The sequence below is a fragment of the Collimonas sp. OK412 genome (assembly GCF_900112135.1).
Classification (GTDB): Bacteria; Pseudomonadota; Gammaproteobacteria; order Burkholderiales; family Burkholderiaceae_D; genus Collimonas; species Collimonas rhizosphaerae.
Map to the genome: position 1 here is coordinate 41324 of NZ_FOLC01000015.1, position 21578 is coordinate 62901.

The 21578-nt window shown below is 59.9% G+C and carries 21 protein-coding genes; 6 read left to right on the plus strand and 15 right to left on the minus strand.

What is annotated here, in order from left to right; genetic code table 11:
• The first annotated feature begins 3 nt into the window (after positions 1-3).
• From BM062_RS16120 to BM062_RS16130, 3 genes are all read left to right on the plus strand, one after another.
• Complete coding sequence (locus BM062_RS16120; RefSeq protein ID WP_254785108.1) at positions 4-1308, plus strand: LLM class flavin-dependent oxidoreductase; 1305 nt, start codon at positions 4-6, stop codon at positions 1306-1308.
• Between the two features lie 302 nt (positions 1309-1610).
• The gene (locus tag BM062_RS16125) at positions 1611-2345 is read left to right on the plus strand and encodes an SDR family oxidoreductase (protein WP_092398628.1); all 735 of its coding nucleotides are present in this window, start codon (positions 1611-1613) and stop codon (positions 2343-2345) included.
• Between the two features lie 48 nt (positions 2346-2393).
• The gene (locus tag BM062_RS16130) at positions 2394-3293 is read left to right on the plus strand and encodes an SDR family oxidoreductase (protein ID WP_092398630.1); all 900 of its coding nucleotides are present in this window, start codon (positions 2394-2396) and stop codon (positions 3291-3293) included.
• Between the two features lie 7 nt (positions 3294-3300).
• Here BM062_RS16130 and BM062_RS16135 read toward each other — a convergent pair whose 3' ends face one another.
• The 4 genes from BM062_RS16135 to BM062_RS16150 are packed head-to-tail and all read right to left on the minus strand — an operon-like array spanning position 3301 to position 7257.
• The gene (locus BM062_RS16135) at positions 3301-3621 is read right to left on the minus strand and encodes a hypothetical protein (RefSeq protein ID WP_092398632.1); all 321 of its coding nucleotides are present in this window, start codon (positions 3619-3621) and stop codon (positions 3301-3303) included.
• A gap of 8 nt (positions 3622-3629) precedes the next feature.
• Positions 3630-4523 (minus strand): type II secretion system F family protein, encoded by an 894-nt coding sequence (locus tag BM062_RS16140; protein ID WP_092398634.1) that lies wholly within the window; start codon positions 4521-4523, stop codon positions 3630-3632.
• Between the two features lie 33 nt (positions 4524-4556).
• On the minus strand, positions 4557-5414 hold the full coding sequence (locus tag BM062_RS16145) for a type II secretion system F family protein (protein ID WP_092398636.1): 858 nt from the start codon (positions 5412-5414) through the stop codon (positions 4557-4559).
• Complete coding sequence (locus BM062_RS16150; RefSeq protein ID WP_092398638.1) at positions 5407-7257, minus strand: ATPase, T2SS/T4P/T4SS family; 1851 nt, start codon at positions 7255-7257, stop codon at positions 5407-5409. The genes BM062_RS16145 and BM062_RS16150 overlap by 8 nt, the downstream gene beginning before the upstream one ends.
• Here BM062_RS16150 and BM062_RS16155 point away from each other — a divergent pair.
• Positions 7256-7594, plus strand: a complete 339-nt coding sequence (locus BM062_RS16155) for a DUF192 domain-containing protein (RefSeq protein ID WP_092398640.1) — start codon at positions 7256-7258, stop codon at positions 7592-7594. The two genes, BM062_RS16150 and BM062_RS16155, sit on opposite strands and share 2 nt — an antisense overlap.
• A 15-nt stretch (positions 7595-7609) precedes the next feature.
• Here the strand turns inward: BM062_RS16155 and BM062_RS16160 are convergent, their stop codons facing one another.
• The 9 genes from BM062_RS16160 to BM062_RS16200 form a co-directional block, all read right to left on the minus strand.
• Positions 7610-9253, minus strand: coding sequence for a type II and III secretion system protein family protein (locus BM062_RS16160; protein WP_175501040.1), 1644 nt, complete (start codon positions 9251-9253; stop codon positions 7610-7612).
• A 26-nt stretch (positions 9254-9279) separates the two neighbouring features.
• Complete coding sequence (gene cpaB, locus BM062_RS16165) at positions 9280-10263, minus strand: Flp pilus assembly protein CpaB (protein WP_092398644.1); 984 nt, start codon at positions 10261-10263, stop codon at positions 9280-9282.
• 101 nt (positions 10264-10364) lie between these two features.
• Positions 10365-11663, minus strand: a complete 1299-nt coding sequence (locus tag BM062_RS16170; protein ID WP_092398646.1) for a TadE/TadG family type IV pilus assembly protein — start codon at positions 11661-11663, stop codon at positions 10365-10367.
• 23 nt (positions 11664-11686) lie between these two features.
• Entirely contained in the window at positions 11687-11866 is a 180-nt protein-coding gene (locus tag BM062_RS16175; protein WP_092398648.1) for a hypothetical protein, read from the minus strand.
• A gap of 29 nt (positions 11867-11895) precedes the next feature.
• Positions 11896-12609, minus strand: coding sequence for a hypothetical protein (locus tag BM062_RS16180; RefSeq protein ID WP_139220074.1), 714 nt, complete (start codon positions 12607-12609; stop codon positions 11896-11898).
• Between the two features lie 24 nt (positions 12610-12633).
• Positions 12634-13809 carry a hypothetical protein gene (locus tag BM062_RS16185; RefSeq protein ID WP_139220075.1) on the minus strand — a complete coding sequence of 392 codons (1176 nt, stop codon included), beginning with the start codon at positions 13807-13809 and terminating at the stop codon, positions 12634-12636.
• 11 nt (positions 13810-13820) lie between these two features.
• Entirely contained in the window at positions 13821-16223 is a 2403-nt protein-coding gene (locus BM062_RS16190) for a Tad domain-containing protein (RefSeq protein WP_254785109.1), read from the minus strand.
• Between the two features lie 208 nt (positions 16224-16431).
• Complete coding sequence (locus BM062_RS16195; protein WP_371326598.1) at positions 16432-16656, minus strand: hypothetical protein; 225 nt, start codon at positions 16654-16656, stop codon at positions 16432-16434.
• A 247-nt stretch (positions 16657-16903) separates the two neighbouring features.
• Positions 16904-17275 carry a MerR family transcriptional regulator gene (locus tag BM062_RS16200; protein WP_092398658.1) on the minus strand — a complete coding sequence of 124 codons (372 nt, stop codon included), beginning with the start codon at positions 17273-17275 and terminating at the stop codon, positions 16904-16906.
• Positions 17276-17921: 646 nt separating this feature from the next.
• On the opposite strand from BM062_RS16200, the gene BM062_RS16205 reads away from it, so the two are divergent.
• A complete protein-coding gene (locus tag BM062_RS16205) occupies positions 17922-18212 on the plus strand; it encodes a hypothetical protein (RefSeq protein ID WP_092398660.1) in 291 nt (96 codons plus the stop codon).
• A 23-nt stretch (positions 18213-18235) separates the two neighbouring features.
• Here BM062_RS16205 and cysC read toward each other — a convergent pair whose 3' ends face one another.
• Positions 18236-18835 (minus strand): adenylyl-sulfate kinase, encoded by a 600-nt coding sequence (gene cysC, locus BM062_RS16210; RefSeq protein WP_092398662.1) that lies wholly within the window; start codon positions 18833-18835, stop codon positions 18236-18238.
• A 217-nt stretch (positions 18836-19052) separates the two neighbouring features.
• On the opposite strand from cysC, the gene BM062_RS16215 reads away from it, so the two are divergent.
• Entirely contained in the window at positions 19053-19874 is an 822-nt protein-coding gene (locus tag BM062_RS16215; RefSeq protein ID WP_092398664.1) for a sulfotransferase family protein, read from the plus strand.
• A 20-nt stretch (positions 19875-19894) separates the two neighbouring features.
• Here the strand turns inward: BM062_RS16215 and BM062_RS16220 are convergent, their stop codons facing one another.
• Entirely contained in the window at positions 19895-21565 is a 1671-nt protein-coding gene (locus tag BM062_RS16220) for a ShlB/FhaC/HecB family hemolysin secretion/activation protein (RefSeq protein ID WP_092398666.1), read from the minus strand.
• Positions 21566-21578: the final 13 nt, after the last annotated feature.

Here is a 21578-nt window from a genome sequence, read left to right on the forward strand (position 1 = left end):
ACCATGATGCACCTTGCCGCCTTCCTGATCGCCGGCAACGCCGCCCACAGCCAGGTTTTGTGGCGCCATCCGGAAAGCAGCCCGGGCGGTTTCCTGAAACTCGATTATTACGCGCGCATCGCGCAAACGCTGGAACGCGGAAAATTCGACCTGCTGTTTTTTGCCGACCGCCTGGCAGTCTCGACCCGCTTCGGCGGCGACCACCGCTATGGCGTCAGCCACGGCGACCAGGATGCGACCCGGCTCGATCCCTTGCCGGTGCTGGGCGCATTGGCTGCCCTTACCAGCAAGATAGGACTGGGCGCGACACGTTCAACCACCTACAGCCAGCCGTACAGCCTGGCGCGCGAGTTCGCCACCCTGGACCACCTTTCGTCCGGACGCGCGGCATGGAACGTGGTGACTTCGGTCAACCAGGGCGAAGCCGACAATTTCGACTTGCGCCATACCTTGAGCCACGACGCCCGCTATGACCGCGCCGACGAATTCCTCGACGTGGTGCATCAGCTGTGGGGCAGCTGGGCGCCCGACGCGCTGCTGCTGGAGGCAAGCAGCGGCCGTTACGCCGATGCCGACCGGGTGTCTGCGATTGCCCACGGCGGCGCCTACTTCAATGTGCGCGGACCGCTGAACATTCCAGCCTCGCCGCAGCGCGGGCCGGTCATCATCCAGGCCGGATCGTCGCAGCGCGGACAGGATTTTGCCGCGCGCTGGTCGGAAGTGGTGTTCGGCATACAGCCCGACCTGCCCCGCATGCAGCGCTTTTACCAGGACCTGAAAAGCCGTGCCGCCAAATTCGGCCGCAAGCCTGGCGACATCAAGGTGTTGACCGCCGTCATGCCTTTTGTCGGCGCTTCGCGCGCCGAGGCCGAAGACAAGCGCGCCCGGCACAACGCGCTGGTCGATCCTATCGTCGGGCTGTCGACGCTGTCGAGCCACATGAACGTGGATTTTTCAGGCTACGCGCTGGATGCGCCCATCGCCGACCTGGAAGTAGCCGGCATGCAAGGCTTGTTCAGCCTGATCCGCGAGCTGTCCGCCGAACGCCAGCTCACGCTGGCGGACATCGGCCGCATGTATGCCAGCGGCGTGCTGGTGCCGCAAGTAGCCGGCACCGCCGCCGACATCGCCGACTGGATGGCCCATATCGTGGCGCAGCAAGGCGCTGACGGTTTCGTCATCACGCCGGTGCATTTACCGAACGGCTTTGAAGATTTTGTTGACCTGGTGGTGCCGGAATTGCAAGAACGCAAACAGTTCCGCCTTGACTACCGGGGCGACACCCTGCGCAGCTACCTGCAAGGCTGATTCCCCCCAAGCCCGGAAATATCCCGCCGCGGCTTGCCGCGCCGTCCTGCATTCACCTGCCGCGCGCAGGTGAAGCCTGCAATTTTCCTATCCGTAGCCTCCACCACCTTCCTTGAACGCCGGGTGCCAGTTGCCGGCCCCGCTCACCCAATTGTTGATGACTATTGAATAGTATTGTCAATTGCAGCCAGTTTATCCATAAAAAATTAACCGGCATGATGTATCCACTGCCCGGCAAACCGATATCCAGGCACACCAGGGTGGTTAAAAACAACCCTCAAACCAATCTCAAGGAGCTTCACATGAACAACGCAAAAGTAGCCATCGTCACCGGATCGTCGCGCGGCATCGGCGCGGCAGTAGCGCAACGGCTGGCCGCAGACGGCTTTGCCGTCATCGTCAATTACGCCGGCAGCGCCGCGGCGGCCGAAACGCTGGCCCGGCAGCTGGTCCAGCAAGGCGGCCAGGCGCTCGCAGTGCAGGCCGATGTCAGCGACCCGGCCGCGGTGCGCGCCATGTTCGATGCCGCGGAACAGGCATTCGGCGGCGTCGACGTGCTGGTCAACAATGCCGGCATCATGCTCAATGCCGCTATCGCCGACACCGACGATGCCGGCTTCGACCGCCAGGTCGCCATCAACCTCAAAGGCAGCTTCAACACCCTGCGCGAAGCCGCCAGACGGTTGCGCAACGGCGGCCGCATCATCAACTTCTCGTCGAGCGTGGTCGGCATGCTGCAACCGTCCTATGGCGTGTACGCCGCCACCAAGGCAGCAGTGGAAGCGATGACCAGCGTGCTCGCCAAGGAGCTGCGCGGCAAGAACATCACGGTCAACGCCATTGCGCCAGGGCCGACCGCCACCGATCTGTTCCTTAACGGCAAACCGCAAGAAGTGGTCGAGCGCCTCGCCAAGCTGGCGCCGCTCGAACGCCTGGGCCAGCCGCAGGACATCGCCGCCACGGTCGCCTTCCTGGCCGGCGCCGACGGCGGCTGGATCAACGGCCAGGTGCTGCGCGCCAACGGCGGCATCATCTGAGCGCTGGAACGACGCGCCATTTTTAGATACCTGCGAAAGGAAAACATCATGCAGCAAGTCATCGTCATCACCGGCGCCTCCAGCGGCTTCGGCGCCCTCGCCGCCCGCGCCCTGGCCGACGCCGGGCATATCGTGTATGCCAGCATGCGCGAAACCAAGGGCCGCAATGCGCCCCAGGTCGCCGAAGTTGCGCGCTATGCCGCCGAACACAAGGTCGACCTGCGCAGCGTCGAGCTCGACGTCGCCGCCGCCGATTCGGTCGACGCCGGCATCGCCAGCATCGTCGCCGACTGCGGCCGGCTCGACGTGGTGATCCACAATGCCGGCCACATGTCGTTCGGCCCGGCGGAAGCATTTACGCCGGAACAGTTCGCCCAGCTGTACGACATTAACGTGCTCAGTACGCAACGCGTCAACCGCGCCGCCCTGCCGCAATTGCGCAAGCAAGGCAAGGGCCTGGTCATGTGGATTTCTTCCAGCAGCGCGCGCGGCGGCACGCCGCCTTACCTGTCGCCGTATTTCGCGGCCAAGGCTGCCATGGATTCGCTGGCGGTGTCGTATGCGGGAGAACTGGCGCGCTGGGGCATAGAGACCTCGATCATCGTGCCTGGCGCTTTCACCAAGGGCACCAATCATTTCGCTCACTCCGGCGCACCGGCCGACAAGGCGCGCGCAGCCGAGTATGACAATGGTCCCTACGCCGGCGTGCCGCAGCAGGCGCTGCAAGGACTGGCGGCGCTGGAACCGGCCGACGCCGATGCCGGATCGGTGGCCGATGCCATCGTCGAAGTGATCGGCATGCCATTCGGCAGCCGCCCGTTGCGGACCCATATCGATCCTTCGCAAGACGGCTGCGAGATCGTCAACGGCATCGCCGACCGTGTGCGCAGCGAGATGTTCCGCCGCATCGGCCTGGAAGACCTGCTGCGCCCGAAGGTAATCGGCTGATGCGGTTTTAGCCGGCCTTCTTCAGGCAAGCCGCTTTGGCCAGGTCGAGGCGTTTTTCCAGGTTGGCTTCCAGCGACGGCGATTTACCGGTCTGTACCAGCAGGTTGTACTCGCTTTGCGGCACGCTGTCCCAGTAGGCATCGGATACGCAGCCGCAAAAGGCCGGCATTTTTTCCGGCGCCTTTGGCGCACCGCGCGCCGATCCGCCCATTTTCAGGCAGATGTCGGTATTGGCTTTCTTCAATTCCGGCATGACCTTGGCGCCCCATGCCAGCTGGCTGGCGGCGGCCAGGGAAAATGCGGCAATCGCGGCGACGATTTTTTTCATCTTTTCTCTTATTTGAAATTCATCAGGATAGTCATCACGATCGGGAAAGCAATGATGATAAAGGTAATCGGGAAGATGAACATGATCAGGGGCGCGATCATTTTCATCGGCGCTTCCATCGCCAGCTTCTCGGCGCGCTGGAACCGTTCGGTGCGCTTTTGTTCGGCGAACTTGCGCAAGGTGGGGCCGAGCGGCACGCCGAGCTTGTCGCACTGCAGGACGATGCCGACAAAACGCGAAATGTCGATGTTGCCGGTGCGGCGCGCGAACTTGCCCAAGGCGTCGGCGCGGCCGGCGCCGGTTTTCATGTCGCGCACCACCCGTTCGATCTCATGGCGCAAGATGCATTCCGGGCCGCGTTCGCAGAAATTGACGATGGCAGTGTTCAAGGTCAGGCCGCATTCGCAGCAAAGCGTCACGATATCGACGAAAGACGGGAAATAGCGTGAGATTTCAATATTGCGCTTCTTCTTCTGGTCGCGGATCCACATCAGCGGATAAAACCAGCCTATCAGGCCCAGCACCAGCATGATGATGAGCACGATGTAGTCGACGCCAAACGCTGCCAGGCCGACCAGCGCCGCAAAAAAAAGCGTCACTGCCAGCGAGAAGAACTGCAAGGCGTAAGTCTCGCCGGGCGTCATGAAATATTCCAGGCCAGCGGTGTTCAGCATCTGCTTGCGTTTCTGCAGGCGCGCCTCCGACACTGTCGCGCCAAAATAGAAATCGAAGAACATCACGCCATTCCAGACTTTTTTCAGCAACGGCGGCAGCGGATCCATGTTCGGCCGGAATTTGGTGACCTTGACGTTGGCCACCAGCCGGAACAGGTAAAACATGAATACGCTAAGGCTGCCGAAGGCCAGTATGATCGCGCCGTAAAGATAGATTGAGCTGCTCATGGCATTTGTCCGATAACGATAGGTCCGCGGCCGTCAGACATCGATGGCCAGGATTTTCTGGATCACCTTGTGGCCGATATAGGCCATGGTGAGACAGATGAAGAGTACGATCTTGCCGTAAAACGTGGTCAGCAGCAGCCCCATTTCGGCCGGCTGGATGAAGAACAGCGCAATCCCGACCAGCGCCGGCAGGCAGATCATGACCCAGCCCTGCATCTTGCCCTGCGCCGTCAGCGACCTGATCTTGCCTTCGATCGTCAGCTTTTGCTGGATGGTGTTGGACAGGCTCATCAGCGTTTCCGACAGGTTGCCGCCCACCGATTTCGAGATCCGGAAGGTCATCACCAGCAGCTGGAAATCGACCAGGTCGATGCGCTTGCCGACTTCTTCGATCGCCGTTTCAAAATCGACGCCGACCTTCTGCAGCCGGATCACATGCGCAAACTCGCTGGCCAGCGGCGAGCTGCTCTCCTTGGAATACGACTGCAAGGCAATGCTCAGCGACACGCCGGCCGTCAGGCTGGAAGCGATCACGGTGAGCGCCGTCGGCAATTCGTATTCGATGCTGTTGAGGCGGCGCTTGCGCTTGTAGTTGCTGATCCAGAGCGGCGCCTTGAAGATGAAATAGCCGATCAGCAGCACCAGGAATATGTTGCGCAGCACGAAATAGATCACCAGCACCAGCATCAGGGCTGCCGCCACCTGGGCGAACAGCACCATGTAGACGCGACCGTCGCGCAGTCCGGTCCATTCCTTGATGTGGCCGATGTAGCGCACGTGCATGTCGAACAGCACCTTGAGGAAGTAGCTCTTCGAGTTCATCAAAGACCAGGCGACGAACAGCACCAGCGCAAACAGGATCCCTGAAAACAGCAATATCTGGTTATTCATTTTCCAATCTCTCCATAAAGACCGGTTTCATCCCAGAATGCCGGAATTCGCCATAAGTCTTGCCGTTGTGGTCAAGGCCCTCGCGATGAAACTTGAAGATGTCCTGCAGCTGGACGGTTTCCGATTCGATGCCGACCACTTCGGTGATCGCCGTCACCTTGCGCGCGCCGCAGGAATAGCGCGTGAGCTGGATGATCAGGTGCACCGCCGAAGAAATCTGTTCGCGGATCGCCCGCACCGGCAGGTTCATGCCGGCCATCAGCACCAGCACCTCCATCCGCGCCAGCGCGTCGCGCGGCGAATTGGCGTGCAAGGTGGTCATCGAGCCATCGTGGCCGGTATTCATGGCCTGCAGCATGTCCAGCGCTTCGCCGCCGCGGCACTCGCCGACGATGATGCGGTCAGGCCGCATCCGCAGCGAATTGCGCACCAGGTCGCGGATCGCCACATGGCCCTTGCCCTCGACATTGGGCGGCCGGCTTTCCAGCGACACCAGGTTCGGCTGCGACAGCTGCAGCTCGGCCGCATCCTCGATGGTGACGATGCGCTCATCGTCCGGCACGAAGGCCGACATCATGTTGAGGAAGGTGGTTTTACCTGAGCCCGTACCGCCGGAGACCACGATGTTCAGGCGCTGTTCGACCGCGCTGCGCAGGATGTTGAGCATGTCCTCGGTCATCGATCCATACTTGATCAGGTCTTCGGCCACCATCTTGCGCCGCGAGAATTTCCGGATGGTCAGGGTTGGTCCGCGCAGCGACAGCGGCGAAATGATCGCATTCACCCGCGAGCCGTCACGCAGGCGCGCATCGACCATCGGCGAGCTTTCATCGATACGCCGCCCTAGCGGCGTGACGATCCGTTCGATCGCGCCCAGCACCGCCAGGTCGCTGGTGAAGGTAGCGCTGGAGAGCTCCAGCCGTCCGCCGCGCTCGACCCATATTTCATCGTGGCGGTTGACCATGATTTCGGTCACGCTTTCGTCGGCGATCATCGGCTCCAGCGGCCCCAGCCCGACCGCCTCGTCCAGCACTTCCTTGGTCAGCAGGTCGGTGTCGATGTTGTCCGGCAGCGTGAAGGTGGTGCTCAGCAATTCCTTGATCAGGCTCTTGACGTTGGCCTTGAGGTCGTGCTCCGACATCTTGTTGGCGTCGATACGGCGCAAATCGATTTCATGCAGCACTGCTTCATGCAAGGCCTTGCGCCAGCGCGAAAACTCGAAATCGATCACGCGCGCCGGGATATTCGCGATTTGCTTGCCGCCGGCGCCTGGGCGGGTTCCGGGATGCGGCGCCGCTGGCGCAGGCGCAGGCGCTGCCGCAGCTGCGACCGGCGCCGAGCGAGGCGGTGGTGGCGGCGGCGCCTGGATCGGCGCTGCGATGTGCGGGCGCGGCGCGGCAGGAGCCTGGCTGGCCTGTTTCAGCGGGCGTTCCGCTACCAGCACTTCTTCGTAGTCATGCTCGATGGCGCTGATCGCATGGTTGACGGCGTGGTTCTGCCGCTCGCGGCCGGCGCCGGTTTCATGCCTTTCCTGGTTGGTATGCAAGGTCAGGCTGTAATTGCCGATCTTGATCACGGTGTTGCTGCTCAGCGGTCCGAGACGGTTGATGCGCTCGCCGTCGACCCAGGTGCCGAAGATGCTGCCGCTGTCTTCGATGAAGACGCTGCCCTCGTTGAGCAGGAAAGTCGCATGCAGCTTGCTGACATTCCAGCCTTTGAGGCGCAGGTCGCAGCTCTCCGCCTTGCCGAGGACGAAGCGATCCTTGTCGACGAAAACTTCATCGAGTATGTCATAATCGTCCGCGACCACCATCAACACAAATCCACTTTGGCTCTCTGCCATGAAAATTATTCCCGCATATAAAAATGATCAGATCATCATCGCCAATGTCACCATCGGCGACTCGTTTTTAAGCCGTGCGCGCGGCCTGATGTTCACCAGGACGCTAGCGCCTGACAGCGCCTACCTGCTCAAGGACTGCAATTCCGTCCATACTTTTTTCATGCATTTCACCATCGGCGTGGTGTATCTGTCGCAAGACTTCGCCATTACCAAGATCGTCCCGGTCCTGGAGCGCCGCAGCCTGTCCTCCGACCGCTCCGCGCGCCACACCCTTGAACTCCATCCCGCCACCCTTGCCGCGCTGTCCCTGTGCGTCGGCGACCGGCTGCACTTCTAGCCGGCCGCCGCCGAATCAGTGACTGCCGTACTCAGGCGGCAATGCCGGTTCCGGCCGCGGCGTCGGCTGCACCGGCGGCTTGACCGGCATTTCCTTCTGCAGGTTGCGCAGTGTCGGCAACTCGGCTTCCTCCGGCATGCCCACTGCCTTGCGCGACTGGTTGATGCGGTTGCTTATGTTGCGCAAGGCATTCGAACTTTCCCCAGACTCCCCATCCTGCGTGTGCGGGATCGCCACCAGGTATACCTCGGTCTGGTTGCGGATCGTGCCGGTGCTCTTGAACAGGTTTCCCAGCAACGGCACGTCGCCCAGCCCCGGCACTTTCTGGATATCGGTGCTGCCGTCCTGGCTGTACAAGCCTGACAAGATGATGGCGTCGCCGGTCTTCACGGAAAAATCGGTCTCGGTGCGGCGTGTGGTGAAACCTGGAATGCCGCCGACGCTGACGGTCGGGTCGATCTTGCTGACCTCAGCCTTGAGGATCCCTGTGATGTTGCTGAACGCATCCAGCTTCGGTGCGATCTCGATCAGGATGCCGTAAGGCTTGAAGGTGACGTTGGTGCCGTTCTGGCTGACCGTCGGGATCGGCACCTCGCCGCCGGCGACGAACCTGGCCTGGCCGCCGTTGCGGGTAGCAATGCTGGGCGAAGCCAGCACAAAGGCGTCGCCGCTGTCGACCGCCAGCTGGATCACCGAGGGAATCGCAATCGAGGCATTGACGCTGGCGCTGACGCCGCGCAGTTTCTCATTCGGCAAATCGAACTTGCCGCCGGTGCCGGTGTCTTGCGGCAAAGGCCGCAGGTTGACCGCACCGCGCGAGGCTTCGCCGAAGATGCCGATATTGAAACCGTTGAAACTCTTGGCCCAGTTAACGCCGAGGTTTTCCAGGTAGCCCTTCTTGAATTCGACAAAATACAGGTCGAACACCAGCATCTGCGATTCCTGCTTGTAAGCCGGCACGGTGTCGATGTCGAGCTTGGTGCTGTTGATCAGGTTGGCGTACTGGTCGGTCAATGCCGTGATTTTGGAAAGATCTTCGCGCGAGCGGATATTGCCCTCGACGTAGAGACGGTCGCCACGGCGCACCACATCCACATCCGGCAGGCCGGCCAGTGCAGCCTTGATGTCGCGCTGCTGCTTGATGACGTTGAGCGCAGTCACCCGCAAGCGGATTTCGCGCGAAAAGTTCGGCTTGTTCCAAAGCAGGATGTTGGTCAGGCCGACTTCCTGCGCAATGATCAGCAGCCGGGTCTTTTCAATCACCGCGGTCGAAGCGATCTTGCCGTTGCCGATGGCGATGCGGTTAACCGCGCCTACCTCGATCACGCGCGCCTCGCCGGCGTACATGACCAGTTCATCATCCACCGCCTGCTGCACCCTCGGGGCGCCATGGCTGGTCGAAGGACTCAAAGCGACCAGGTCGCCGGCATTGCGGATAGGAATCCCTTCTGGTCCGCTCATCTGGTTTCTTTGTTCGATCGCATTGCCGTCCAGGTATTCGACGCCGCCGTTGCTGCTGCTGCGGACCTGGTTCTGGCTGGTTTTTTGTGCCTTGTTCTGGTTTTGCAACGTCTCCGGCAAAGGTGTAGCGGCAAAGGCGCGGCTGCCAATCAGGGCGGACAACAGCAGGCAGGAGCGGAAGGTTCTTGGATTAGTCATGTTATTGCGTGGCTTTTTGTTGGATATCATTGTGGATTACCGGCTGCGCTGCCCAGGAGACGCTTGAAGGCTTCGAGCTTCCTCGCCTGGTCCTCGCTGTTGTCGGCATATTCGCCAGTCTTGAAGCGGCCGCCGATGATGTAGTCGACCTGCGGGCCGGGCATCTGCAGGCGGCGCTTGGCGTCAGGATCGATGACATCGGACAGGAACAGCCTTTTCTCGGCGTCGCCCTGGTCGTCAGGACTGCGCAGCACGGCGACGATGCGGGCGCCGGTCTGCACCAGGATGACTTTCTGGGCGTCTGCCGCCGGCACCGAGATGGTCACCGTGCTGTAGGTAGCGCGTCCGGCCTGGCCCTGGCGCTCGCCCAGACCGGCTTCACGCGCGCGGTCAGCCGCCAGCACTTCGCGCACCGTGGTCTGGCCGGTGGCGCGTACTTCGATATTTTTCAGCAACGGCGCCAGCACCGTGTCTTCCTGCTGCGGCCCGGCGCTGGGCGGCCCTTCCTGCGGCCGCTTCATCATGTAGAACAGGTCAATGTGGTCGCCGGCGCGCAGCAGGCCGGAGAAAGAATTGATCTCGTCCACCGGGATCGTGATGGCGCGGCTGCCGGCCTCGATCGACTTCGAAAACGGCACCGATTCGTACATCAGGAAATACGATTCCAGCAAAGGCGTACCCTTGCGCACCGGGCGGATGATCTTCTTGCCGATATAGGCATCGATCTGCTCCGGCGAGATGACGTCGAAGTTCATGTATTCCTTGGGCACCGTGCGCGAGGCCAGCTGCTCCATGGTCAGCACGTCGCCGGGGTTGAGGTCGATCCGCGGCACCGTCACCGTGGTGCGCACCTTGCTGGCTTCGTCGCTCAGGCTTTTTTCGATTTCACTGGAACGGGTTTTCAGGTAGCTGTTGGCGAGGAAGACGGCGAATGCGGCAATCAGGACGATGATGACCAGCGGCAGCGCTTTCTTGATTTTTTGCAGGTTGATGAAACGTTTTATATTCATGATGTGAGAGTAAAAGTAATCGTCGTTGCGAACTGGCGGGAGTCGCTGCTGGTCTTGGAAAATCGGAGGTATTGCGGCTCTGGCGGAAAATGCGCAACAGCCTAGTGGGTAGCTTTGTCATAATCCTCGCCCCACCAGTGTTCCTTCACATCGTTCTTTTCGCCGGCGGCCCAGTCGCCCATGTCCATCGCGCCCAGGCAAAAGCCGATCTGCGGCTCGGCCGGATCGAACTTTCCTTCCAGCCGGCTCAGGATGCTGTTCCAGATCAGCCTGACCACGTCGAAGGCCTGGTAGCCGCCGCTGCCGCCGATAGGCGGCGATTTGGTTCCCAACGGGTAGAAGGGATGCCAGTGCAAGGCGTTTTGCGCCCGGTAGCTGGCCGATGAGGAAAACGGATAGCGGCCGCGCTCCAGCGCCTTGGCCTGGAACGATGCGGCAATGCCGGAGCTCTGGCTGCTGTCGCCGAACAGGCGTGTGAGGCCGATGATGATGCTGTTGGCGATAGGCACCTTGAGCGGATAACTCCACCAGATCTCGATCGACAGCACGGTATTTTCCTGGATGCTCTTGTTGGTGATGTCGCCTTTCAGCTTGCTGTCGGACAGATCTTCTCCGCCGTCGGGAGCGACCGTGCCTAGCGGCGTACGGAAACGCATGTAGTCGGCCGGCAGCTTGAGGATGCCGTAATCGAGCCCCTGCAATTCAATCACGCCGGATTCCAGGAAAGCGGCCTGGGTCGGGTTGTGGTACAGGATGCAGGAATTGAACATCGCGTCTTTGTAGGCTTCGACCTGGGCTTCGACTACTGCTCCCTTGCCGGTGTCGTTACCCATGTACATCGGCGTGATGCCGTTGATGTAACCCTGCAGCACCGAGCTGTCGCCATAGCGCATCAGGCCCTTGACGAAGGCCCATACCGCCGGTCCGATTTTCTGCTTGGCCTTGCCGAGGAAGCCGGAGATAGGACCTGCGCGGTTTGCCGCTTCGTCGGGATCGCCGCTGGACGAACCGGCCGCATTGTTGACCGGCACGCCGTTGCTGGCGGCTTCGGCCTGGCCGGAGCCGGCCAGCTCATTGCCCGGGGTAGTGACAGTCGAGGTTACATCGCGCCCGGACGAGTCCTTGCTGTGCACGATCTTGCCGACCGCCGCATAACCGAGGTTGCCCAGCTGCGCCGTCAGCGGATCGGTGACGAAACGCGGCACCACCCGGCCGTTGCTCATGGCGCCGATGCGCGCCGCTTCCTGCACCGCAAAGTTATGCGCCAGCTTGGCCCGGTACATCAAGACCATTTGCAGGCACAGCAAGGCAAATATCAGCACCACCGGGATCGCGACGACGAATTCGGCCAGGCTGGCGCCACGCCCCAGTTTCAGATTTCTTCCGACTTTGATCAACATATATTACGCTCTCGGCTTGTTTGCTAAATTGGCGTGGCGCTGACACCTAAGCCGTTGATGTAACTGAAATTCAGATGACGTATGGCGTCCAGCAGCAGGCTGAGCAAGGACACCCCGTCCACCGACACGAACAGCACCAGCGCCACGCACACCAGCAGGATCGAATATTCAACCGCGGCCTGCCCTTGCTGGCGGCGCTTCATTGCTGTTCCCTGCTGCATCGGCCGCCTCTTCATCGTGTAATCCAGTTGACCACGACAAAGGTCTGGCCGGCACCCCTGGTAAAGGTGTAGGTCGCTTCCTGCTGCTTGGGCGAGACATAGCGCATCACCGTGCCGCCGTTGTCTTCGGCGGCTTTCTTGAAGCTCAGTTTCCACGCTTCCGCAGCGCGGTCTTCCTGGTAAAACGCAATGTTCTGTTCCATGTCGAAATTGTTGGTCATGGTGGTCAGGATCGATTCGCCCACCATGTCCACCGTGCGTACTTCGTTCAAGATCACCGTGCCCGGGGGCTTGCGCAGATGCTTGGCAAGCACCGGCGCCTTGGTGTCGATGTCCTGCTCCATGCGCGCAGGCAGGTCCGACATGCTGAGGTAGCCTTGGGTCTGCTTGCGGTTGTTGCTGCTCAGGTTGGCCTGTTTCAGCCAGCCGTCCTTGACGCCAACGATCTGCACTTCATGGCCGGCCGCCTTGGTGGTGACTTTCCATTTAGCCTTGGCCCAGCTCGCCGCCAATATCACCGCGGCTTCCCGCAGCGGCTGCGGCCCCTCGATTTCATAGATCAGCATCGGTAAACCATTCACCTCGATTTCATCGGCCAGGCGGGTCTGTTGCCAATTGTCCGGCACGCCGTCCAGCATCAAACCTTCCACCGACTTCCATTTATCCGCTGCATATGCGCCGGTGCACAGCAACAGGCACCAGCAAACCGCCATCAACACTTTCAAATAAATCCCCTTTTACCTTGTCTGCTACGGCGCCGGAGAAAAGCGCCAGGCTGGATTGTCGAACATGGAGATGGTGCGCGCGCGCATGATGCCGGCCGGGCACAGCTCATCCTGGGTGTATTGGGTCAGCCGGATGGCGCGTCCGGGATCGGCCGTGCAGTTCACCGCCATATAGTCTGCTTCGGCCATGCTGCCCGCGAGGCTGAGATTTTCCTTGTAGTCGTCGGTAGATTTGTATGCCTTGATGATGCCGCTGGGATTTTTCAGGCTGTTGAAATCCAGGCCCATGCCCTGCGAGACCAGGGTCGAGACCTGGGCCGGGTTGATGCCGGCCAGGTCGACCCGGAAATTGCCGCCGAAACCGGAAGCGCCGCCGATCAGTCCCGGCAGGTTGAAGTAATTACTGTTGAGTATCTTGCCGACCGGATTGCCGGTGCTGCCGGAGCTGGCGGCGCCGTCGTAAAACGGGCTGAGCTGCTCGGCGATGCGGTGGTTCGCCACCGGCACCGGCGCCGACCAGGAATTGGTGACCATGGTCAGGCTGCCCAGGCTGCGCGGATTGAGACCGCCGGCAGGTGTGCCGGTTTCCCCTTTGGCGATGCCGAAGGTTTTTTCCATGTAATTCTTGATGAAATCGCTGAGGCCGATCGTGCCGCTGACCTGGACCCGTTCGTAGGGTTCGCGGTCCAGCGTCAGGTTGGTCAGGGTATTGCCGGTCGGGTCGAATCCCATCGGCCCGCCCGGCGACTTGCTGGAATTGGTGGAAACGCTCAAGGCGCCGTTGGCGATGGAGCCAAAGGTTGCGTTCTCGAATTTGTCGGTAAAGAAGCGCGCCGCGGTGCTCATCCAGTCGGCATGGTCCTGCAGCAGCGCGGTGCTGCCGTCGGCCTGGCTCTGGCGCGCGCCGCGCGGCGTCAGGTAGACGTTGCGGAACACATTGGGAGCAAGGGCGGCGTCGCCGCTGTACAGCGATTTGTAATCGGCATCGCCGTTCGCCTTGTAGGCGGTGCGCTCCCACACCGCGAAGCGCGCCGCTTCGGTATTGAGCTGCTTCAGTTCGCCGAAACGCCAGACCCACTGCAAACCGAACAGGAACAGCATGAGCACGCTGCAGGCCAGGATCGACTCGAACAAGGCCTGTCCTCGCTGGCCGGGTCCGGCCTTGCGCGGCAATGTGAAAATTCTGGATGAGATAGGCATGGGGTCGCTGTTCAATTTATTGTGAAGAACAATAATTTTTCCGGATAATTCAAGCCTTCCAGCCGCGCATTCCAGTAAGGCAGCATCAAATTGGCGTGCGATATCACTTGCATGCGGCTGGTCCAGCGTTCAACCGGCGCCCGGTAATACACCCGCGCCTTGCCCATTGCCTGCAGGTAGTCCTGCTTGATTTCGGTGTCGTAATCCTTGATCGGCGCGCGGCCCAGGTTGAATTTGCCTTCCTCTCTCAACGGCGACTTCATTGCGCCTACCGATTCCTGCAGCCCCACTACAAACGACGGCCCCAGGTCCTTCAAGGCGTTGTCCTGTATTTCCTTGGAAGCGACAAACAGGTTGCTGGCCCCGCGGTCGCCGATTTTGTAGTTGCCGATATTGGCGTCGCGCATTTCCCAGAAGCCGAACCGTTCCGCCGGCAAGCCCATGTCGGCTGCGACCACGCCGCCCAGGCCGGGGCGCTGGAACAAGGTTTCGGTGCCGCGCGATGTACGCATGTTGATGACATCGATCAGATCGCCCAGGCCCAGCGCATTCAGAAGGAACTTCAGGAAACCGTTGACATTGTTGAGCGGATCGCCGGCAGCTTCCTGGGCCATTGAAAAGCCTTGTCCCAGCATGTTCGACACGGAAGTTGCCACATTGCCGCCCAGGTTCGAGAGATTCTGGAAATTCGCCGCCTGCTGCGCCAGTGCGGTCGCCAGCTGCACTTCCGGATCGCCGCTGCCCGGGCTGGGTGCATTCAGCGATGAGCCCGAAGCCGGCATGCCCGCGGGAGAACCGCCAAGCACGGTGCTGGTGCTGCCGTTAGGCATGTTGATCACGCTTCCTGACGAATTGCTTGAGTTAAGGCCGTTGCCGGCGGCTTCCAGCGCCGGCTCCAGCGGCGCCACGATGGAGTTGTTGAGCGTGCTGGTGGCGTTGGCGTTGGCGGATTGGCCTTTCATGGCGCTGTTGCCGGCCGCCCTGGCAATATTCATGACGCCGCGGTTGTAGTATTTTTTTGCCGAACCGGCGGCCAGCGAAGCGCATGCGCCGCTCTTGCCGCCCAGGCGAGGCGCATAGATTTCACCGCTGGGCAAGGTGAAATACATGCAATCGTCGAGGCCGGTCGCCTCGCCCCAATAGGCTTTTTTGGCAGCGTCGTCGGCCTTCACCACATCCGAGAATTTTTTCATGTCCTCGGGAATTTCCTGGTTTGCATCCACGCCCTGGCGGCCGACCTTGGACATGGTCACGGCGCCGGCCAGCGGAATGTGGATATTGAACAGGTGCGGATTGATGTCGATCACATCGAAGTTGCTCCAGCCGTAGGTGCCGTCCTGCATCTGCATCATGCGCGTGCCGCCGGTGCGTTCATACAGGCACATGATGGGGCTGACGATGACGCCCACCGTATTCATGAAGGCTTCGATCACAGGGCCGATGACATCGGCGGCGACATTGCCTTTCAGCGCCGGCACGATCTGTTCCAGGCCGTTGGTTTCCAGGCCGGTCAGCATGCCGTTGATGGCAGAAAGATTGCAGCCGTCGACCGCCCACAGGCCGACGGCATTCGGAAACAGGCGGCGGCCGCCGCTGCCGCTGGTGAAGTTGAACATTTCCTTCATCATCATATGATGCACAAGGTTGAATTCAATCTTGTCCTTGTCCTTTTCCCCGGCCTCCTGCATCTTGGTCAGGCCGAGGAATTTGCGCGGCGGCTGGTGCAGCTTGATCATGCTGCCGAAATCGACCATGCTCTTGCCGATCTGGTAGACGATGGTTTGCGGGATGTATTCGGCTTGCGGCGCATTGGCTGCCAGCAGGTCGTTCTGCATGCTGATCATGGAGGACACCGTGGTCGCCAGGTGCACCTGCTGCGAGGCGAAGATCGCATAGTTCGACAAGGATACGGTGGCGGTGCCGGCATTGGCCAGCACCTGGCTGGTGAGGCGCACGCCGTTCACTATCTTTTCCCAGAAGTCGCCGAACTTGGAGATGGCGTTGGTGACGCCCGACAAGGCGGAGCCGATATAGGGAATGAATTTGGTCAGGGCAGCGATGCCCTTCAATACCTTGCTGTTGTTTTTCCAGTACTGGTCCGACATGCCGACGCTCGACCACATCGCCGTCATCTGTCCCACCGCCTGGTAATTGGAAATCATGGCGCGGTTGGTATATGCGGTGTAGTTCAAGCCTTCAGCGGCAACGTTAGCGGTGCTGAAAGCGATGGCGTCGGCGGCGTTCACCAGCTGCCGCTTCTCGCTGGTCACCTGCGCCATGTTGTAGACGGCAAACAGGCCCACGCACAGCACCGCAAAAAAGAAGATGGCAATAGGCAGCACCGCGCCGCGCTGGCGCCAGCCGCCAAGAGCCGTGCTCCTGTTGACCCTGCTCTTTTCCGATGCCCGTTTCACTATGCGCTCCCTATCAGAAATCAATTATTGATGATTGACTGACGGCCTCCGGCCGAACCAATTCATTACTTTTCTGATGAAAGTATTTGAAAGTATTTTTTCGCAGCTGAAACACCCAGCCGCGGCAAGCCCCGCTAAACGGAGCGTGTTGATTGAGATTCGAGGATTTGCTCCGGCCTGCAGCGATGCGGGCCGGAGCGGCGGTCGATCAGCGGTTGTCGCTGCCGTAATCTTTCATGGTGCGTTGGGTAGCTGCTTTGGTCTTAGCCAAATCTGCCGCGGTTTTGGCTGCCGTGATCTCTGTCGAACCATCGTTGCCCGACATTTCTTGTGCCATGCCCGCAACCTGATGTCGAATAACGCCGCCAAAAGCCGCAAACACGCCGATGCTGACAACCGCAATCAGCGCTACGATGATGATGTATTCCGACATGCCTTGGCCGCCTTGGCGCAATGCGGTTTTAATACGACGGGATGGTGAGTTTGAAAACAATGCCATTTTGGATCTCCTGAGGCTGGTGGTGGTGGGACAATTCCCTGTTGCTAAAACTGAGCGTGTTCAATTTTTAGTCTATCCAGCTACCGTGTTTTCTAATTCCTCGCGAAACACTGTCGCAGCCTATCCCGCGCCATCGTCAACGACGATGGCGTGCCTGAATCATTCGAATAATTTTTTTGTTTTACTTCACCGACGCAACGGCGCGGGAACCGAACAAGGCAATACGCTCGGAGAGCCGGCGCCGGCGTTCGGTCAACACGTCGATCAGACCATCCAGTTCGTGAAGTTTCTCTATGTGTGGCGCCAGGTCCGCGGCGCCTTGTTTTGGATCAAAATTTTCGCTTCCGGAAGACTGCAGGAAAGTGCCAATCTGCCGTGTGCTGAAACCACATTCAATCAGGTCCTTGATCTGCCTGACGATTTCCACGGTCTGCAGCGGATAATCGCGGTAACCGTTAGCCAGGCGCTGTGACAGAATCAGTCCTTGCGACTCGTAGTAACGCAAGATACGTGCGCTTACTTTTGCTCGATTTGCTATTTCTCCTATTCGCATTTCGCCTTTGCCTTGTTAACAAATAAGCGGTCCGGATAGCGGTGCAAACAGGGTAAAGAGATGACAGATATTTTTGTGCCAGCTTTTCATAACGTATTGCGATCCGTCCGAATTGCTTGATCCGATTAATAAAACGTTCTACTAACTGCGGTCTTTACACAGGTGAAGATATACAACGAACCTTGCCATGGCGCGCTTGGAAGGTGCTGACGATACGCCGCGCAAGCGCTCGCCTCCCTGAGGTTATGCAAGACATGTGCCATTCGAATTGAATGTTAATACATGTCTTTTATTGTCAAATAATGTTGAAGTAGGGTAACTATAGAACATTGACACTAATGAGAACGTCAAGAAAAAAATCACTTCAATCGGTACGAGAGAGCAGTAATTCGTTGTTTAGTTGCAGCAATATTTTTGTTTAGCGCCAATGCCGTTTTGTTTAGTAGAACCAAAAATTGGCACCTGCATTTCATTGATGCGAAGCCGGCATGACACTATTTGAAGGTCGTGAACACGATGCATCGGAAACGGTTTTTCATTCGTAAACGATGCGCTGGAGGCGGCGCGCGCAGGCATCAGGAAGTGAAAAAATTGCGGTTCAGAATGGCTCTGAAATGATCTGTAACCTTATGCGGCACATCCATGCATGCTGTCGCGTCCGAACTGTGCAAATTTTTTTCATTTCAAAAAAAACGCGACGATGCCATCGATGCGGATTTTGTCCGCCATATTTCATGTCAAGGTTTGGCAAGGTTTGGTCTTCTTCAATGCCGCCGCCATCGCGGCCCGCACTCCAGCCGGATCGCTTGTGATGGTCGCCGTGTACGGCAGATGTGCGGACTGCCGTTCTTGGCCGCCGCCGCCGGCGCATAGGCAAAAAAACGCCCGGGCCGCGCTTGCTGCCCGGGCGTATCTGTTGCAGAACCAGTTCAGTTAAGCGGTATTTCCAGGCCGAACGATCTAATGTGCGTCGAGCGGAAAATTGCGCTCAACATACGCCACCAGCTTCTTCACGCTTGCTGCGATACTTTCATGGCCGGTATCGATGGCGAGCTGCGGCTGCTCCGGTATTTCATATGGCGCGCTGATGCCGGTAAACTCACGCAATTCACCCGAACGCGCCTTCTTGTACAAGCCCTTGGGGTCGCGCGATTCACAGGTCGCCAGATCGGCAGCGAGATGGATTTCGTGAAACGCCTCTCCGCAGGATTGCCTGGCTCGCGCACGGTCGGCCCGGTAAGGAGAAATGAAGGCCGTGATGCAGATCAGGCCGGCGTCGGCAAACAAGGCGGCGACCTCGCCTACGCGACGGATATTCTCGCTTCTGTCCGCTGGACTGAAACCGAGATTTGCATTCAGGCCTTTGCGTATATTGTCGCCATCCAGCACGTAGCAGGAATATCCCAGCGTCGTCAGCGCATGCTCCAGGGCCATGGCAAGCGAAGACTTGCCGGACGCAGGCAATCCGGTCAGCCACATGACAGCGCCACGGTGGCCGTAATGCGCCGCGCGCTGCGATGCATTCAAGGCATGCGGTACTGCGGTCAAATTTTTTTCCATTCAACACTCCACAGGATACGGCGCCCCGCGACGGCCAGGCGGCAGCATACATGATGCCTCAAAACGCAGCGGCCGGAACGGTTCATGTCCGTGATTCAAGCGTCAGCTACGCCACACAGGCGCAGGATGCGGTAATATTTGACGAACGGTTTTCCTGCGCTCAGCAGTGCCGCAAACGTGCCGGGCAGCCATTCAATATGAGAACAAAGGCCATGAGATGATTCCAGCATTCGTCGGCGTAACGGGTTTACCCAGGGCGGGTTCCACGCTGCTGTGCCAACTGTTGGCCCAACACCCCGAGATTCATTGCGAAGGACATAGCTCTCCCCTGTGCAACACCTTGCTGGGGATCCGCCGCATGATCAGCGAAGACACTTTTTTCCTGTCGCAGCTCGATACCCAATTCGAGCAAAGCTATGCCCACCTGACGTCGGCGATGCAGGGATTCTTGCGGGGCTGGCACCACGATTGCGGCAAGAAGGCGGTAGTGGACAAGAACCGCGCGTGGCTGCATGCGATAGAGCTGCTGCTGCATATCGAACCGAACGCCAAGCTGATCGTGTGCCTGCGCGAACTCGGACAAATCTACGGTTCGATCGAAGCGCAGCACCAGCGTACGATCCTGGTCGACTTCATCGACCACCTGGCCGACTTCGACCGCTTCGGGCGGGCTGACATGCTGTTCGCCAAAGACAAGGCCATCGGTGCGCCGCTGATCTCCCTGCATGCGGTTGCCGACCTTCCCAAGCATGTGCAGGAACGCCTGTATTTCATCCGTTTCGAAGACTTGATGGAGCGGCCCTCGGCCTGCATGGCGCACCTGTATTCCTGGCTGGGACTATCGCCGTTCGAAATCGATCCTGATCATCTGGCGATCGGGCTGCAGGAAAGCGACAGCCACTACCACATGAAATACAGCCACAAGCAGGCGCGCCAGATCAGCAAGCCGAAACGGCACGATATTCCGCCGCGCATACAGGCGCAGATTGAAACCGCCTGCTCCTGGTTCTACCAGCTTTATTACCCGCAGAAGATGTAAGACCCTGGATTGAAGGCTCCCTAAAACGCCTTGCCGATTTCGGCCCAGGCGCGCACGGACTTATTGTCGCCAATCAGCTGCGGCGTCGCGCCGAACGGCGCGGCGATATAGAGCTTGGCATGCCACTGGTCCGGTCCGCTCCAGTTCATGCCGACGCCGGCTCCGCTCAGTGTCGCCCCATTGTCGCCCGGCAGCCAGGGATTCTTGTTGACCGTCACGTGTTCGCTGTCGACGAAGGCCAGCACTTGCCAGCGTCCGCTCGCGAACTGGCCGAGCTCGTGCCGCAGTTCGATCGAACCGAAAACCCCGGTATCGCCCGACAGTGCGCCGATGTCATAGGCGCGTACCGTAAAGGGGCCGCCAGCGACCATTTTTTCCGCAGGATCCAGATTGCCGTTTGTCCATTGGCCGGCCAGTGCGAAATACAGGGAATCGTTCTGCGTCAGGTTTTGCAGCTGCGCGAGATTGCCGTTCCATTTCGTGTAGCTGCCCTGCGTTTTGGCGGTGACGGAATCAGACAGTTGCGCCGCCCGGTCATCGAAGCCGACACGCCCCGCGGTGATGCCGATATTCCAGGTGCCGATGCCGCCGGCCAGCACACCGTTGCGCCAGTCGCCGTTCAGGCTCGCGCTCCAATTATCCAGATGGCGGTCAGTCTTGATGTTGCTGACGCCGATACGGTCGTTCAGTTGCTTGCGGTCGTACTGGATCTGGCCGTACAGATTGGCGTCGCGCGTGCGCATGAAGGGATGTTTGACCCAGATGCTCGCCACCTGCGCGGTGCCGCGCGCGTCCAGCGCGCCCAGGTTATCGCCGAGGATGTAATGCAGCGCCGAATAGGAACCGCCCATGCGCGTGCCCAGGCCGTTGAGCAGGGTTTCATAGGCAATGCTGCCGTAATTCATGTCTCTGCCGCTGGTCAGCGCGCCGATGCTGAGGATATCGCCATGGTGCAGCGGATTGAAGACATTCACGGCGGCGCCGAGGCGAGCCCTGCCGGTATAGCGGTTGCCGAAATTGTCCAGCGTCACATTGCCGGCGACCTGCGCCGTCGGATCGGCTTGCACCTGCAGGTCGGAAGTGCCGACTGCTTCGCCCGGCTTCAGGAGCGCACTGACGGCGACGCCCGGGATATCCGAGGCCAGCAGCAGCGTGCGGTCAAGCCCCGCCTGTGTAACCACTTGCCCGGCTTGCAAAGGCGACAAGGTTTGCTGCAGCAAGGCGTCGCTCACCCGGCTGCGGTTATCAAGCTTGACCTGGCCGTAACGGGCCTCGATCACCGTCACCTTGACCACGCCGCCTTGGATGGTCTGGGCCGGGATGATGGCGCGCGCCAGCGGATAGCCGTGGTTATGGTAGTAGTCGGTGATGCGCGCAACCACTTCGCCGAGCTGGGCCAAAGTGAGGTTCTTGCCCTCGGCGTCGGCCACCAGCGCATGCAGGGTTGCCGTATCGAACACGGTATTGCCGGACAGCTGGATGCTGGTGACGCTGAATGCCGCACCCGCCGGCTGCTGGGCGCCGCCCTTCCGTTCGATGGTCAGGCCGGTTCCCGTCGACGAGGGAAGCGCCGGCTTGAGCGGCTGGATCTGCTGCAGTATCGAACCGGCGCCGGGCGGAGTCACCTGATCGGCCGCAAGCGCGGCGAAGGATGGATAGCTGAGCAGCATGGCTGCGATGATCGGCTTCATTGGATATAGGTAC

Coding starts and splice junctions, on each gene's coding strand:
- BM062_RS16140 (WP_092398634.1), bottom strand. CDS start 4,523: ATGAGCAGCTCAATCTATCTTTACGGCGCGATCATACTGGCCTTCGGC.
- BM062_RS16195 (WP_371326598.1), bottom strand. CDS start 16,656: ATGTCGGAATACATCATCATCGTAGCGCTGATTGCGGTTGTCAGCATC.
- BM062_RS16185 (WP_139220075.1), bottom strand. CDS start 13,809: ATGCCTATCTCATCCAGAATTTTCACATTGCCGCGCAAGGCCGGACCC.
- BM062_RS16170 (WP_092398646.1), bottom strand. CDS start 11,663: ATGTTGATCAAAGTCGGAAGAAATCTGAAACTGGGGCGTGGCGCCAGC.
- BM062_RS16145 (WP_092398636.1), bottom strand. CDS start 5,414: ATGAATAACCAGATATTGCTGTTTTCAGGGATCCTGTTTGCGCTGGTG.
- BM062_RS16160 (WP_175501040.1), bottom strand. CDS start 9,253: ATGACTAATCCAAGAACCTTCCGCTCCTGCCTGCTGTTGTCCGCCCTG.
- cpaB (WP_092398644.1), bottom strand. CDS start 10,263: ATGAATATAAAACGTTTCATCAACCTGCAAAAAATCAAGAAAGCGCTG.
- BM062_RS16205 (WP_092398660.1), top strand. CDS start 17,922: ATGCTGTCGCGTCCGAACTGTGCAAATTTTTTTCATTTCAAAAAAAAC.
- BM062_RS16150 (WP_092398638.1), bottom strand. CDS start 7,257: ATGGCAGAGAGCCAAAGTGGATTTGTGTTGATGGTGGTCGCGGACGAT.
- BM062_RS16125 (WP_092398628.1), top strand. CDS start 1,611: ATGAACAACGCAAAAGTAGCCATCGTCACCGGATCGTCGCGCGGCATC.
- BM062_RS16120 (WP_254785108.1), top strand. CDS start 4: ATGATGCACCTTGCCGCCTTCCTGATCGCCGGCAACGCCGCCCACAGC.
- BM062_RS16135 (WP_092398632.1), bottom strand. CDS start 3,621: ATGAAAAAAATCGTCGCCGCGATTGCCGCATTTTCCCTGGCCGCCGCC.
- BM062_RS16130 (WP_092398630.1), top strand. CDS start 2,394: ATGCAGCAAGTCATCGTCATCACCGGCGCCTCCAGCGGCTTCGGCGCC.
- BM062_RS16175 (WP_092398648.1), bottom strand. CDS start 11,866: ATGAAGCGCCGCCAGCAAGGGCAGGCCGCGGTTGAATATTCGATCCTG.
- BM062_RS16220 (WP_092398666.1), bottom strand. CDS start 21,565: ATGAAGCCGATCATCGCAGCCATGCTGCTCAGCTATCCATCCTTCGCC.
- BM062_RS16200 (WP_092398658.1), bottom strand. CDS start 17,275: ATGCGAATAGGAGAAATAGCAAATCGAGCAAAAGTAAGCGCACGTATC.
- BM062_RS16155 (WP_092398640.1), top strand. CDS start 7,256: ATGAAAATTATTCCCGCATATAAAAATGATCAGATCATCATCGCCAAT.
- cysC (WP_092398662.1), bottom strand. CDS start 18,835: ATGGAAAAAAATTTGACCGCAGTACCGCATGCCTTGAATGCATCGCAG.
- BM062_RS16215 (WP_092398664.1), top strand. CDS start 19,053: ATGATTCCAGCATTCGTCGGCGTAACGGGTTTACCCAGGGCGGGTTCC.